We start from the raw sequence: 14,547 nt of genomic DNA, 5'->3' as shown, positions 1-14,547 counted from the left end.
TAAAGTCAGTAAGTCGGAAAGCAATACAGCCTCCGCCCCGCTTTTTCCGGTCTTCCCTGGACTTCCGGACTTCCGGACTTTTCCCCACTTCTTTTTGCCATTTCAGCCAGATTGCCTAATTTGATTATGTATTACATAACAACATATAATCACTAAAACGAACTGGTCTATGAAAAAGAAACCTTTCTTATGGAGGCCCTGCTATGCCTCGCTGTTACTGGTAGCCCTGGCTTTCGCCAGCTCCTGCACCCGGCATGTAACCCCTGTTCCTGCTGAACCGCTCACCGCCGCCGCTGATGAAGAACTGGCCACCAATGCCGCCGCAGCTGCCGCTCCTTATCACAACACCATGGTACTGTTTAATGGCGGCTCGGAAGGGTATCACTCCTATCGCATCCCATCCATCGTGCGCGCCAACAGCGGCACGCTCATCGCTTTTGCCGAAGGCCGCATGGCCGACAACAAGGATTATGGTAATATCAACCTGGTATTCAAGCGCTCGACCAACAATGGCAGCACCTGGAGCGCCCTGGGGGAAGTAGTGGGCGTAGGCCCCGGTACCTGGGGCAACCCCACAGCTGTGGTAGACCGCAACACCGGGCGGATATGGCTGTGGATGTCCTGGAACTCCGGCACCACCAACCAGGGAGGCACTGACGGCTATGACCCTATCGACACCTGGGGCGAACGCAAAGTGTATGTTTCCTGGAGTGATGACGATGGCGTTACCTGGGCTACCCCGGTCGACAAGACCAGTTCCCTGCTGCCGCCCGGCTTTGCCTGGGATGCCATGGGCCCCGGTGCAGGACTGCAAACCAGCAATGCCCACGCTGGCCGCCTGATCATTCCCGCCAACCGGAGAAACATTTACAGTGATGACCATGGCGCCACCTGGCATTACCAACTGGTGCCCAGCGGATCGGGCGAACCTACGATCATCGAGTTGATGGATGGCACGCTCATGCGCAATGACCGGCCCGGCACAGCACAATTTGAAACGGCCAAAAGACGCTGGATATCCAAAGGCAGCATCGAAAATGGCTTCAGCGCTTTTGCCCCGCACGATGTACTGCTGGATCCCAAATGCGAAGGCTCGGTATTGCGGTACACCGGCGAGCCCAGCCGTATCTTCTTCCTCAACCCGGCCAGCACAGAAAGAAGGTGCAAGATGCGCATCCGCGTCAGCTATGATGAAGGAGTTACCTGGCCCATCAGCCGGAGAACACACGACTGGCTCACGGATGAAGAAACCTGCGACCAGGGCAAAGGCGGCTATTCCAGCATGGCCAAAACGGCTGACTATGCCGTAGGTGCCCTGATCGAGATCAATGAAGATGTGAGCAACAACGCCACCAGCCACCGTTCTATTGAATTCCACAAGTTCAACCTGCCCTGGATATTGAATGGAGCTACGGAACCGTAAGCGATCCCGGATGTAGCATGTAGGATTTCGGATTCTTTTGTCTTAAAGAGCTGGCTAATTATGCACTTGCTGATTGGCAAATTGCTTAGGTGGCGGAGCAATTCTAAATCCTACATGCTAAATTCGACATTCTTTAACTTGTCTTTCACACAATAACACGCATCTTGCTGGTATGGTGATCGCGTATTAAATTCGTGTTTCATCCAAATTCCTGACTATGCGTATCATACTGCCGATATTACTCCTTTGCAGCACCCTTGCCCTGGCACAGGATGATGAGTTCCGCGATTTCCGCAACAAGAAGGACAACTTTTCAAAAATGCAGCAAAAGGATATCCGGGCCGAACTGGCTTCTTTCCTCATGGCCGGTATCGATGAAAGCATTACCAAATTGCCCCTGAAATCAGTACCCGTCAAATCGTATGGAAGTAATTATATGACCTGGGCCAACGACCAGATACAGGTGACGATCAAAACCGGCATATTTGATCCGTCCAAACACAAGATCATGCTGGAAGAAAAGCATGTAGTGAAAGTGGATGGCAAGCCCTACTATGGCAATTATGGAGAGATGCCCCGCGTGACCATCGAATCCATCACGGTCATGATGGGCAAGGATACGGTAGTGATTCCCCCCTCCGCTTATTTTGACCTCTATGAACCCAGCTTTTTTTACCAGGACAAGGACGGCAGTTCCAAAACCCGCAATGGCGTTTTCATTTCCAATGACGGACGCTCTTATTATATCTACCTCTTGAATACGGCGTATAAAGGCAATGAATATACCTGGGTCATCCAGGACAAAAAATACCTGCGCCGGGTAGTGGATTTTGATGTATTGAAGTAATACAAGCTGCGAGCCACGAGCTTCGAGCCTCGAGCTAAATACACCTGTTCTTCGTTCGTTACGACTCGTAGTTGGTTATTCGTAGCTGGCTGTTCCTGCTCGCAGCTCGAAGCTGTTTTCTACTCATTTGAGTGATTCTACCATACCCCTATTAGCCGCATCTTCGCAACATGGTTCCCTCATTTCTACAACGGTTGGGCAGTGTAGCAGGTTTTATCGTCATGCTGGTGATAACCGTCATCATTGGCCTGCTGGCCTGGCTGGCCAGGGAACAGTGGCTCGACCAGCAACAATACGAACTGATCAGTAAGGAAGGCCGGCTGGTAACCATACGTACTGATGATGTAAACCGGGAATACCGGTCCTGGAAAGACCAGTTTGCCCAAATCGCCTACCTCAGTTTCACCTACAACAATAAACCGTATACCCTCCGGTATAAACAAGATACCGGCTGGCTTACTACGGGCGACCGGGTAGCCTTGTTTTATCATCCCGGTACAGACGTTTTCCGCCAGCCACGCTCCTACAATGCTTTCAGCAACAACAGCAACCAGTCGCGGCTGGTAAAGTTCTCCATCATCAGCTTCTGGAATGACGGGCGGAAATGGCTGCTGGCCTGTATTGTCCTCACCTCCCTCTTCCTGCTGCTGCTGTCGGGCCTGCTGGCCACCCTCACCGGATGGACGATCGCACGTACAGCAGGAAGGTTTGTCTTTATGGCCCTCCTGCTGGCAGGCGTTGCCTACCTCACCTGGAATACCTGGCAATACTACCGCTATTACAACCAGCTGAAAGCGGGCGCGCGTGAAGAAACCGTACAGGTATTGAGCACGTACCGTCGCAGCACATCGAAGCGCAGCAACTGGTTCTACACCTATGAGGCCACGGTACAGCATGGTAAACAGGAAAGGGTGATCCCTATTGAAGAAGAAGAATATAGGGTGTTGAAGCCCGGCGCGCCCCTGCAGGTATATTACAACAGCCAGTTGAATGATATGATGTCGATCAATCATAGTCCAGACTATACCAACCTGATCGCAACGCTCTTTGCGTGGTTCCTGGCCTTGTTCTTCATCCGCCGGCAATGGAAGAAAATGCGGTAAATGATCAATTATGTTAGCCTGATCTTATCGCTTTCCGTGCTTCTGAAAGCTTTTTGTATTTTTTTCTCCCAGGATATTTATATTTATTTCTGATTCCGGTCATAGTACCGGAGGCTGCCTGCAGCCCTATCAAAACGATATGCCGGATCCATATTAAAATAATCCCATGAAGTCTTTCAGCATTAATGCCAATCATATACCCAGTAAGATCAAGCAGATCGTTCATGCCGTATCTATGGCCATCGACAATGGCGGCCTGAAGCCCCATAGTAAGTTACCGAGCATTAATGACTTTAGTAAGACCTATCATTACGGCCGTGATACGGTAGAAAAAGCTTACCGTGAACTGATCGAAGAAGGCTATGTGTATGCCGTGGCAGCCAAAGGCTATTATGTAGTGGGCAGAAAGGACAAAAAGCTGAAGGTGCTACTGATCTTCAACAAGCTCAGCTCTTATAAGAAGATCATTTATTATAGTTTTATTGAAACCCTGCAGGACAAAGCAGTGGTAGACCTGCAGGTGCATCATTATGATATACGCCGGCTGGAAGAAATACTGGAAGCCAATATGGGCAAGTACCACTACTATGTGATCATGCCTCATTTCTTTCACAAGACGAGTAAGAAGAGCTACCTGAAAGTATTAAAGTCCATTCCCCCCTCGCAGTTAATGATCATGGATAAATATGTGCCGGAATTGGGCAAACACCATATGACGGTGTACCAGGATTTCAAACAGGATATTCATGATGTACTGGAATCATCCGTCAAGCTGCTGAAGAAATACCAGCGCATCATCATCGTGTTTCCCCTGCAAAGCAACCACCCCCGCGACATTGTGGATGGCTGTTATGAGTTTTGCCAGCAGCACGGAAAGGATTTTGCGGTGATCTCCAGCCTCGATAAAGAATTGCCACAGGCAGGCACCGTCTACATCGTTACCGCCGAATCGGACCTGGCACAACTGATCAAAAAATCAAAGGAAGCCGATCTTCAAACCGGCAAGAACGTAGGTATCATTTCCTTTAATGAGACGGTGCTTAAAGAGCTGCTGGAGATCACGGTGGTCACCACCGATTTTGAGGGCATGGGTAGCACCGCTGCCCAGATGCTGCTCAACAAAGAGGTGAAGCAGGTGAAGAACCCCTTCCGGATGATCGTACGCAAATCATTATAAGCAGGCTTACCTTATTTCCTGACTACATTATACGTGGGCCTGATCATGTTGAGTGTCATTTTTGCTACCTCTTCGGCGGAAGCAGGATTCTGGCCGGTGATCACATTGCCGGCAGACACCACATGTTTTGTGTGATCGGTACCGCTGGTATAAGTGGCCCCAAGGGACTGTAGTTTTGTTTCCAGTAAAAAAGGCAACAACTGCGTCATACCTGCTGATTCTTCCTCCCTGTTGCTGAAACCGGTAATGGCCTTACCTTTTATCCAGAGATTATCTTTTCCTTCGGTGACCGTTAACAGGGCCACCACACCATGACATACCGCCCCTACAGGTTTATTTTTTGTGTTGAAATGTTCCACCAATTGTTTCAGTAATGGATTGGCAGCAAGGTCCCACATAGCGCCGTGGCCACCTGTGATGAACAACAGATCGTAATTTTCCTCTTTTACATCCAGGAGGAGCATAGAGCGTGATAAATGGTTCATGGCTTCGGTATCATTCCTGAAGCGTTTTGAACTGCGGGTTACACTCATGACCGACTCGCTTTTGGGGTCGACCGGTACCGCCCCACCCCTGGGTGAAGCAATGGAAATATAGGAACCAGCATCTTTAAAAATAAAATAAGGGGTAGCCAGTTCATCGAGCCACAAGCCTGTTTTTTCGGTGGTAGCACCTACTGTATCATGCGAGGTGGTTACAAATAGAACTTTGATTGGCTTAGTCATGTATAAAGAATGTTTTGTCAAGCATCGGCTGCAAACATTCGCTCCTGCTATCTGTAAATAAAAATATTTCCCGTTTACACGGCGGGCAAAAGGGGATAGCGGTAGTTAGGTGTTCAATACCGGCAATGCTATGCTACCTGCGTGAACCGGTTTCTTTGGCGAAGCTGCCTTCCTTGTATTCACCGAGGATCAGGACGGTCTTATATCCTTCATAGAGACGTGCAGCATCCTGCATGGCCTTTTCCGTAGCGTTCCAGATCTTCATTCCTTTCTTTGTTCCTTTGTCACACACTTCAATGTAAAATCCATTCTTCAATTGGACCGGTGATACCGGCGGCCTTCCTGCACTTCTCATTTTTTTTGTTTTATTTAGTTTGATATAATTAGCCGAAGCGTAATAGACAAGGGGACATGCTGATGCGAACAGTTATGGCTGTACAGTTGCTACTTTTACGAGCATGGTGTAACGTAAGGATACCCAATGTCACTACTGCCCTATTTAAAACGATCCTGCAACCTAACAGGTGTTTGGGGGCAACAGTTTCGTTAAAGGTAGTCTTATTTTACCGCAATGGCGCGTATATTAATTTTACATTATACCAGCCAATTTCAATGGCCCGAAAATACAGTCCTGGCAAGGGTTTCAGAGCACCTGAGCTTATGACCAGTTTAAAAAAGTATAAAAAAGATTGCTCAAATTTGGAAACAACGAAAAATTATTTTCATCTTTGCAACGCAAAACAAATTTAAAACAACAGATGACAAGCCTGCAATTACATATTGAAACAGCAAACGGATCCAGCCGCAAAGGCGAAAATACCGGATGCGGGGCGGGTTATACTGCGGAATAAGTTGAAACAACGAATTCACGATAACACGGGCCCCGCAAGAGATTGCGGGGCTTTTTTGTCACAAAAATTTACAGATGAAGCAATTACTATCAGGCCATGCCATGTTGACCATGCTGCGGAAAGATGCGTATTTCCCCGGCAGTTCTACCTGTGCGTGTATCCGGAAGGGTATGTGGCTCATCATGAACAGGGAGAGTATAGCCATTCGACCGTGTTGTAAACAGGAGTACGCTGTGTAAGAGCAGTTGTACAGCACTACAGCCCGGTCGATACCAACGACCGGGCTTTTTTTTGCCCGTCAGTCATCACTAACATTGGTCCGTAGCTTAACGGCAGAGTAGCCGGCTTTTAACCGGCGGGTTGTGCGTTCGAATCGCACCGGACCAACTATAAAAAATATCATCAGATCAAGGATATGATTACAGAAACATAAAAAACACAAACACAATGGAACAACAATGGCAGCGGCTGGATGGTACTGCCATCCGCCGCCCGATCGAAGAAGAAGTAAGATCGGTATTGGCAAGGGAAACAGCCCACGGACATCAACTGAAGGTATGTATCGGTACGGATAGCCAGGTAAGAGCAGGCACCACTGCATTTGCCACGGTGATCGTATTCTTACGAAAAGGTAAAGGGGGATTTATGTATGTACTGAGCGACTCCTCACAACAACCGATGAGTGTGAAAGAACGGATGTTGACCGAGGTAGGCAAAAGTATAGAAGTAGCCTACCAGTTGTGCGGCCTGTTTACCAACTACAGCATAGATATGGAAGTGCATGCCGACATCAACACCAATCCCAACTTTAAAAGTAACCACGCTTTGAAAGATGCGATGGGCTACATTATGGGAATGGGGTTTGCCTTCCGGGCCAAGCCTTATGCTTTTGCGAGTTCCTGCTGTGCAGATAAAGTAGTATAACACGCAAGCGTGTTTTAAGAGCTTGCTTAACGGCAAGAAGGGTATTGACCTGTTGAGATGCAAACCGGGTGGCTGTTTCAAAGAAGCAGTACAGTACAGACGTAGTAACGCTCTGTATGCTGTTGCCTCACGGTGTAATGCCCTCCATAACCTGCGGGTCAGGGGTTCGACTCCCCTCCGGAAATAGGTCCGGTAGCTCAACGGAAGAGCAGCAGCATCACGTGGGTTCGAATCCCACTCCCACTCATAACGGGATAGTTCAATGGTAGAACACTACATCTCTAATGTAGCAGCACGAAGTACACCGCTTCTCAAATGGTGATCCTTATAAAGCCAGGATTATTTGCCGGCTGTCTTCCCATCCATGCAGGGATGATCCCTGCTTACGCCTTTTCCTTTAAGGGGTTGGCCCGGCAGGGTGGCAGCAGCAATCCGGTAAACACCAGCGGGCAACAATCCGCGCCTGTGGCAGGCATCACTTTGCTCGGTTCCGGTGGTGGCAACATCATCTATTGGGTGCAAACTGATCTCTTTAAACAGGAAGCCCTGTTTCCCCCGTGATTACGGGATGGTAAATAAGACTGGTTTTATTTAAAAAAGTAATAAAACAACCAACATGAAACAAGTAAGAATAAATACCTGGCAGGTAGGCCTGGTATTTAAGCGTGGGGCCTACCAACGAATGATCAAAGAAGGGAACTATTGGTTCTGGGACAATAAAGCGGTGAACATTTATGACATCACCAAACCCTTTGAAGCACCGGTGGAATTGAATATCCTGCTGCAGGATGCGGCCCTCGCAGAAGCTCTGCAGGTAGTGGAAGTAAAAGACAGTGAGATCGTATTGCATTATGAGAACGGTTTGCTGAAAGAGGTATTGACTACCGGCCGCTTTACCTTCTGGAAAAGTGTGGTGACCCACGACTTTGTAAGGCTGGATACCAGTAAAGTGGAGATCACCGAGGCTATCGACCGTACCACTTTACAGCACAAGCTGTTAGCGCCTTATGTGCGGAGCTTTAGCGTAGACAACTACGAGCAGGCGGCTTTGTATATAGATGGCCGCTTTGTGAAAGTGTTGTCGGGCGGTGTGTATTTCTGGTACAAGAACAGCATCCCTATCCATGTGAGTAAGGCAGATATTCGCCAGCAAAAACTGGAGATCAACGGACAGGAGATCCTCAGCAGGGATAAAGCGGCTTTGCGTATCAATGCCTGGGCGCAGTACCGGGTAGCTGATATTGAAAAGGCGTTCCTGCAAAACAGGGAATACGATATGCAATTGTATATCGTATTGCAACTGGCATTGCGTGAATACGTCGCTTCGTTAAACTTTGATGAGTTGCTGGAAAAGAAAGACGGTGCAGGTGCTTTCATACTGCAGGCAGTAGCCGGGCAGGCAGAGGCCCTGGGTATTGAGGTAACCAGCTTTGGTATCCGTGATATCATATTGCCGGGTGATGTGAAAGAGATCATGAACCAGGTATTGATCGCGGAAAAGAAGGCGCAGGCCAATACCATCATGCGCCGGGAAGAGACCGCCAGCACCCGTAGCCTGCTGAATACTGCCAAACTGATGGAAGACAATGCGATGTTGTGGAAACTGAAGGAAATGGAATATGTGGAAAAGATCGCCGAGAAGATCAGCAATATCAGCGTGGGTGGAAACGGCCTGCTGGCAGAGCAGCTGAAACAGATATTTGTGCCGAAGCAGTAAAGGAATGCAATTCGGGGGACGTTCCCCGAATTGCATTCCCTACATCTTATATTTTGGGATTATCTTTACGCTACCATTAAAAACATACCATCATGAAACAAGTGCTTTTTGTAGTAGGGTTAAGTATAGCAACATTGACCACCAATGCCCAGGATATTCCGCAAGCCCAGGTGCCTGCTGCTGTAGTAACCGGCTTCCAGCAGCAATTCAAAAATACCACGGATGCCAGGTGGAAGAAAAAGAAAGACCACTATGAAGTAAAATTTGAGATCAATAAGATCAACCACAAGGCTAAGATAGATGCTGCGGGGAAAGTACTCAAGCACGAAACGGATATCAAGCATACGGAATTACCGGCGCCCGTACAAAAAACAATCGCTGCCAAATATGCCGGCTATAAGATAAAAGATCCTGAAAAGGTAGAAGAAGGCAGCAAGTTGTACTATAAGGTAGAACTTAAGAAGGATAAGGATGAAAAGAAAGTACACCTGAGTGCCGACGGAACGGTGATCAGCGATAAAGTGGATCAATAACATAGTTAATTCTCCCCGAATCTGGAGATAAGAAAAGGGCCTGCAACTTGCAAGGCCCTTTTCTTATGCTAAAGAATGTGACCAGCTATTATTATGGCGGGGCATATTATGAAAAATCAGGCAGCGGGTACAAGGCAGTGGCGCCTCCGGCCGGAGCGGTAGTAGACAACCTGCCCGCAGGAGGTGAAGAAGTGAAGATCGGCGATCAAACCTATGTGAAAGTGGGTGAAACTTATTACCAGCCTGTACAGGTAGACGGCAAGAATAAATACGAGGTATCGCAGGTCGAAGAAGGCACTAAATAAAGTAAGCCCGGGCTGCCATTGCAGCAACCGGGCTTTTTGTTTACTAATGAACCAGGCGTAGTTGCTCGCTTTTGTTTTTAAGACCACGCCTTACGTAAGAACCTTAACCAATTTCCGTGCATAATATTTTCAATATCGCCGGCCGAATAACCACGCTTAGCAAATAGCTGCGGCAGCTTTTGCAGATCGGCAATGGTTTCGAGGTCATAAGGGCATTGCTCTTTACCAAAAGCGCCATCGAGGTCGGTACCAATGCCTATATGCAGGGTATTGCCGGCCAGCTGGCAGATATGGTCCATATGATCGATCAGCTTTTCGAGATTGCAGTGCATGCTTTCCGGCGTTGACTGTTGCCGCACCCAATTGGGTACCATCATCCAGGCATCCAATGCCCCACCAATCACCGCTCCCCTGCCGATCAATGTTTTGATCATGTCGTCGCTGAACTGGCGGTTGTGATCAACGAGGGCCCGACAATTATTGTGACTGGCCCATACAGGTCCGTTGAATATATCCATCGCATCCCAGAAAGCATCATCACAGAGGTGGGTAGCATCGAGTACCATACCCAGGCGGTCCATTTCTTTCAGTAAAGCTTTACCCATGGCATGTAAACCACCGGTAGCATCGGTACCATTGGCATACCGGCCAGGACCATAGTGGGCAGGTCCTATGGCACGTAATCCATACTGCCAGGCCGTTTCGAGGTAGTCGGTAGTGACCATCGAATCGGCGCCTTCCAGGCTGAGGATATAACCCACGGGCTTTGTATCGTCTGGCGCTCCATTCATCCACAAAGCCAGGTGCTGTTCCAGTGCCTGCGCATCTTTGATCATTACCATTTCACCGGCTGCTTCCATGGCTTTGTACCAGGCCAGTTGGCCCTGTGTTTGCGCCCATGCCTGCTCGGGAGAATACCAGCCCGGCAGGTTATTGCCAGGCGCCACATAACGGGCAATCTGGGTAGCTACTACCAGTCCTATTTTTCCTTTGCGTAGTTCGGGCAAGGCGACGGTCCCTTTGGCCCTATCGGGTTTATCCGTCCATCCTTCTTCCCGCTTACGAATATCCATGACAGGCTGCCGCAGATCGCGGTTCCATTCCATGGCATTCATGCTGAGGTCTAAGTGAGCGTCGATGGTGAACATAATTATATCGTTATTTTTCTGTCGCGGGCCACTACTTTCCATTCGTCCACGCGCTGGTGATCTTTAATAATAAGTGCCCTTTCATACAATGCCACGGTCGGGCAAATATGAATGGGTGCTCCATACAACACATCTCCTATTTTAAAGCGGGCAGCGTCGGGCACTTTTAATACCATATGCTCTTCGCTTTGTCCTACAGGAGTGGCTTCGGGTGCATTGAGAAAATATACACGGGGAAATGGACTCTCCGCCGCCACGGACTTATGGCCCAGGTCAGTACAGATGGTCTGTTGATCAATAATGGAGATCACCCGGGTAACCACCAGCGCCGCATACTCAAAAGGAAGCTCGGGCATTTGCAGCACATAACTCCTGTCCCAGAATACAAAGGTACCCGGACTGCATTCCACACCTGCCCGGTGTACATGGGTAGGGAAAGTGGGTGATCCACCCGCTACGATGATGGGCGTAATGCCCAGGCGCAACCGGATCTTTCCTGCCAGGGCCTGCACCTTCGCAAATGCCTCATCACTTTGCTGCTGCCGCAGTACAGGATTCACTTCTTTGATCTGTCCGTCGTAAGCATGTAAACCAAGCGGGTTGATGGCCCGTAAGACCAGGGCCTGCTGGTACAAAGCAAATGCTTCATCCCCTGGCACTATTCCCGTACGGTTCATGCCTACATTAAGATCAATATACACATCAATGGTCAATTGATTGGCTGCCGCCAATGCCGACAGATCAATAGCCACCTCGCGGTTATCAATGAGACAGGAGAAATGGGTAGCCGGATAAGTATTGATCAATGCGATCAACCGCTGGGCCTTGGGACCAATGGGCTGATAAGCCAGCATTACATCGGGCGCCTGCACCTGGGCCAGCATTTCTGCTTCCGCAATGGTAGCGCATTTGAATTTGGTGATCCCCGCTTCCAGCATCAGCCGGCACACTTCCGCGATCTTGTTTGTTTTCACATGCGGGCGCAACAGGGATACATTGCCCGATAGCTCTACTGCCAGGCGTATATTTTCTTTTATCCTTTCTTCATACAATACCAGCGCCGGAGAATCGATCTCCGCGATGTTGCTGATGGAGTACCATTGGGTGTCTTTCATTCTTTCTTATTCCGTTTAATCATTATGACCCGCTTACAGCTGCGAGCTGTGAGCTACGAGCTCCGAGCGAAAGGCAATGCAGCAAACGATTCACAACTGCCGATTGCCGACTGTCGATTGCCGATTGTCGATTGCCGATTGCCGATTGCCGATTGCCGACTGCCGTCCTCAATGCAATTCAAACACAGCTTCTATTTCCACGGGAATGTTATCGGGCAGGGAGCCAAAGCCTACAGCGCTGCGTACGCCGATGCCATGCTCTTCGCCCCAGATGGCGGCAAACAACTCACTGCATCCATTGATCACATAAGGATGCCGCTCAAAATCGGGGGTACAATTGACCATACCCAATATTTTGATCACGCGCTTCACCCTATCCAGGTCACCCACATGCGTGCGGATAGTGGAGAGAATGGTGAGCCCTACCTGCTGCGCCGCCTGTTTCCCCTGCTCTATGTCCATGTCTTTCCCGATACGTCCGGTGATCAATGTCCGGTTGTTGAGTACCGGACCATGACCTGAAACGTACAGGTACTTGCCGTCAATTAAGAAAGGTTTGTACACACCCAGGGGTGTAGGGGCCGGAGGTAAGCTTAACCCTAACTTTACAAACTGTTCTTCTGCGCTTTTAATTGTCATGTGCTCCATTGTAAGGTTTTTTATATCCATAAACTTAATATCATTACACCGATCAGTCCGGCAATGGAAACGATGGTCTCCATCACCGACCAGGTTTTAAGTGTATTTTTTATACTCAGGTTGAAATACTCTTTGAACATCCAGAATCCTGCATCATTCACATGGGAGAACATCAGGCTGCCTGCTCCCACGGACAATACCATGAGGTTGGGGTTGACATTTGTCTGCACTACCAACGGAGCAATGATGCCGGCCGTTGTCAACCCTGCTACCGTAGCCGATCCCACACATACGCGAATGATGGCGGCCATCAGCCATCCCAGTACCAGGGGATGCAGTGGCCAGGTGCGCAGCGCTGCTGCTATCTCATTGCTTACACCACTGTCGGACAATACCTGCTTGAGTGCACCGGCTCCTGCTATGATGAGCAGGATCATGGCAATATCTTTCACCGCATCGGCATAACTGTCCATCACTACTTTTACGGGCTTGCCCATCCCTGTTCCCAACGTAAAGGTAGCTACCAATACCGCTATGAGCATCACCACGGCCGGTTCCCCCACAAATGCCAGGGCAGCTTTCACGGCAGGTGTGCTGTTGCTGAATATATAAGGCAAGGCGGTGGTCAGCATCAATAAGAATACCGGCAACAGCGCAGTAATAAAACTGATGGCAGTGCCAGGTAATTTATTCGCTTCTATAGTGGAAGGTCGAAAAGTTTGTAAAGGTTGTGATGGCACCTGCTTCAGGAATCGTGCAAACACGGGTCCGGCAACAATGATAGCAGGAATGGCCACCAGGATGCCATACAATAAAGTAAGGCCCATATTGGCATGCAATTGTCCCACCAGGGCTACCGGTGAAGGATGTGGCGGCAGGAAACCATGGGTAACAGATAAGGCGGCCAGCATGGGCAGTCCCACGTAGATGGCCGGCAATTTATATTGATAGACCACCGAGAAAATAATAGGCACCATGAGTACAAAACCAACTCCATAATACAGGGGAATACCAATGATAAAGCCGGTGAGCATGAGGGCCCATTGTACATTGCGCGGACCAAAGGCGTTCATGAGCACACCCGCTATCTTTTGGGCAGCACCGCTTTCAGCCACCACCTTACCGAGCATGGCGCCCAGCATAATGATGATCACCAGCGACCCCAGTGTATCGCCCATGCCTTTTTGTACGGAAGCGATCACTTTATCGGGAGGCAATTGCAAGAGGATGCCTGCCAGGATGGACACCAGCAGGAAGGCCAGGAAAGTATTGAACTTTCCCCAGGTGGTGAGCAGGATCAGCAAAGCAATGCATCCCATTACAATGATAAAAGACATGCGAAGCTGGATTTATGATTAATCAATCAATATTTCGTCGATCATCAGCAGGGCCTTCGTACCCGCTCCATAATCACCGGGCTGCAGGAGGCCTTTGTTGATACCGGTCACTTTCACATACCTGGCCGTGAGCGGCTTGAAAGTCGCCCGCACCCTATTGATACCATTGACCGGAAAATCCTTTTGTGTAAACACTTTCCTGAATTGTACGCCATCCTCCGATACCTCAATATACAACACTACCGGCGCCCATATCCGTTGCCAGTGGTAATTGAGCAGGTTCATGCCTACAGAGCGGATGGTTTGGGCATTGCCCAGGTCGATCACCGCTTCGAGGTTATCGCCATTAAAGCCCAGCCATTGGGCATCGTTGTAGCGCGCCACGCCTGCAATGCCATTGACCAATACTTCCTTGCCGGGATTCCACCTCGCCATGGGCTCATTCATCAGCTTCACTGCAGCGCCAATGGCTTTGTGCACAGTAACCTGTTGTTCATAGGTTCTGCCGATGACCTTCTGGCGTTCATCAAAAGCCAGGGCTTTCAGCGTGCCGCTCTTTTTCATGACCACAGGCCCTGTATACAACGCACTCTTTATGGAAGGGGTGCTGGCATCAATGGTATATCGTATCTGCGCCGCCGGATAACTGCTGTACAGGGATAGTGCCACCATTCCCTTCGAGGGTTTGATACCGGCGCTCACC

General features: G+C 49.3%; 17 protein-coding genes and 1 tRNA gene. 11 read left to right on the top strand and 7 right to left on the bottom strand.

Features of this window, described 5'->3' with window-relative positions:
• Positions 1 to 169: 169 nt before the first annotated feature.
• From D3H65_RS00895 to D3H65_RS00880, 4 genes are all read left to right on the top strand, one after another.
• Positions 170 to 1,423, top strand: coding sequence for a sialidase family protein (locus D3H65_RS00895; RefSeq protein ID WP_119048453.1), 1,254 nt, complete (start codon positions 170 to 172; stop codon positions 1,421 to 1,423).
• Positions 1,424 to 1,640: 217 nt separating this feature from the next.
• On the top strand, positions 1,641 to 2,270 hold the full coding sequence (locus D3H65_RS00890; protein WP_119048452.1) for a type 2 periplasmic-binding domain-containing protein: 630 nt from the start codon (positions 1,641 to 1,643) through the stop codon (positions 2,268 to 2,270).
• Positions 2,271 to 2,440: 170 nt separating this feature from the next.
• Complete coding sequence (locus D3H65_RS00885; protein ID WP_162915323.1) at positions 2,441 to 3,373, top strand: hypothetical protein; 933 nt, start codon at positions 2,441 to 2,443, stop codon at positions 3,371 to 3,373.
• Positions 3,374 to 3,539: 166 nt separating this feature from the next.
• Positions 3,540 to 4,550, top strand: coding sequence for a GntR family transcriptional regulator (locus tag D3H65_RS00880; protein WP_119048450.1), 1,011 nt, complete (start codon positions 3,540 to 3,542; stop codon positions 4,548 to 4,550).
• A gap of 11 nt (positions 4,551 to 4,561) precedes the next feature.
• Here the strand turns inward: D3H65_RS00880 and D3H65_RS00875 are convergent, their stop codons facing one another.
• Both D3H65_RS00875 and D3H65_RS00870 read right to left on the bottom strand, forming a co-directional pair.
• Entirely contained in the window at positions 4,562 to 5,275 is a 714-nt protein-coding gene (locus D3H65_RS00875; protein ID WP_119048449.1) for a type 1 glutamine amidotransferase domain-containing protein, read from the bottom strand.
• A gap of 133 nt (positions 5,276 to 5,408) precedes the next feature.
• Positions 5,409 to 5,630 carry a hypothetical protein gene (locus D3H65_RS00870; protein ID WP_119048448.1) on the bottom strand — a complete coding sequence of 74 codons (222 nt, stop codon included), beginning with the start codon at positions 5,628 to 5,630 and terminating at the stop codon, positions 5,409 to 5,411.
• 570 nt (positions 5,631 to 6,200) lie between these two features.
• On the opposite strand from D3H65_RS00870, the gene D3H65_RS32730 reads away from it, so the two are divergent.
• The 7 genes from D3H65_RS32730 to D3H65_RS00840 all read left to right on the top strand — a co-directional run bounded on the left by D3H65_RS32730 (position 6,201) and on the right by D3H65_RS00840 (position 9,605).
• Positions 6,201 to 6,365, top strand: a complete 165-nt coding sequence (locus tag D3H65_RS32730) for a hypothetical protein (RefSeq protein ID WP_162915322.1) — start codon at positions 6,201 to 6,203, stop codon at positions 6,363 to 6,365.
• Between the two features lie 76 nt (positions 6,366 to 6,441).
• A tRNA-Lys gene (locus D3H65_RS00865) sits at positions 6,442 to 6,513 on the top strand.
• Between the two features lie 60 nt (positions 6,514 to 6,573).
• Positions 6,574 to 7,050 carry a ribonuclease H-like YkuK family protein gene (locus tag D3H65_RS00860; RefSeq protein WP_119048447.1) on the top strand — a complete coding sequence of 159 codons (477 nt, stop codon included), beginning with the start codon at positions 6,574 to 6,576 and terminating at the stop codon, positions 7,048 to 7,050.
• Positions 7,051 to 7,365: 315 nt separating this feature from the next.
• Positions 7,366 to 7,611, top strand: a complete 246-nt coding sequence (locus D3H65_RS00855) for a hypothetical protein (protein ID WP_119048446.1) — start codon at positions 7,366 to 7,368, stop codon at positions 7,609 to 7,611.
• A 55-nt stretch (positions 7,612 to 7,666) separates the two neighbouring features.
• On the top strand, positions 7,667 to 8,767 hold the full coding sequence (locus D3H65_RS00850) for a slipin family protein (protein WP_119048445.1): 1,101 nt from the start codon (positions 7,667 to 7,669) through the stop codon (positions 8,765 to 8,767).
• A 92-nt stretch (positions 8,768 to 8,859) separates the two neighbouring features.
• The gene (locus D3H65_RS00845) at positions 8,860 to 9,300 is read left to right on the top strand and encodes a PepSY-like domain-containing protein (RefSeq protein ID WP_119048444.1); all 441 of its coding nucleotides are present in this window, start codon (positions 8,860 to 8,862) and stop codon (positions 9,298 to 9,300) included.
• Positions 9,301 to 9,365: 65 nt separating this feature from the next.
• Positions 9,366 to 9,605: a DUF6515 family protein gene (locus tag D3H65_RS00840; RefSeq protein ID WP_211345593.1), complete on the top strand. Its 240-nt coding sequence runs from the start codon at positions 9,366 to 9,368 to the stop codon at positions 9,603 to 9,605.
• A 77-nt stretch (positions 9,606 to 9,682) separates the two neighbouring features.
• On the opposite strand, the gene D3H65_RS00835 is transcribed toward D3H65_RS00840, so the two are convergent.
• From D3H65_RS00835 to D3H65_RS33235, 5 genes are all read right to left on the bottom strand, one after another.
• Entirely contained in the window at positions 9,683 to 10,753 is a 1,071-nt protein-coding gene (locus D3H65_RS00835; protein ID WP_119048443.1) for a dipeptidase, read from the bottom strand.
• 2 nt (positions 10,754 to 10,755) lie between these two features.
• Positions 10,756 to 11,868: a D-TA family PLP-dependent enzyme gene (locus D3H65_RS00830; RefSeq protein ID WP_119048442.1), complete on the bottom strand. Its 1,113-nt coding sequence runs from the start codon at positions 11,866 to 11,868 to the stop codon at positions 10,756 to 10,758.
• Between the two features lie 168 nt (positions 11,869 to 12,036).
• Positions 12,037 to 12,507, bottom strand: coding sequence for a RidA family protein (locus D3H65_RS00825; protein WP_119054338.1), 471 nt, complete (start codon positions 12,505 to 12,507; stop codon positions 12,037 to 12,039).
• Positions 12,508 to 12,527: 20 nt separating this feature from the next.
• Entirely contained in the window at positions 12,528 to 13,844 is a 1,317-nt protein-coding gene (locus D3H65_RS00820) for a gluconate:H+ symporter (protein ID WP_119048441.1), read from the bottom strand.
• An 18-nt stretch (positions 13,845 to 13,862) separates the two neighbouring features.
• Positions 13,863 to 14,516 carry an FN3 associated domain-containing protein gene (locus D3H65_RS33235; RefSeq protein WP_245999786.1) on the bottom strand — a complete coding sequence of 218 codons (654 nt, stop codon included), beginning with the start codon at positions 14,514 to 14,516 and terminating at the stop codon, positions 13,863 to 13,865.
• Positions 14,517 to 14,547 lie beyond the last annotated feature (31 nt).

This window comes from Paraflavitalea soli (assembly GCF_003555545.1).
Taxonomy (GTDB): domain Bacteria; phylum Bacteroidota; class Bacteroidia; order Chitinophagales; family Chitinophagaceae; genus Paraflavitalea; species Paraflavitalea soli.
Note: the sequence above shows the minus strand (reverse complement) of the source record. Positions and strands in the feature narration are given on the sequence as shown.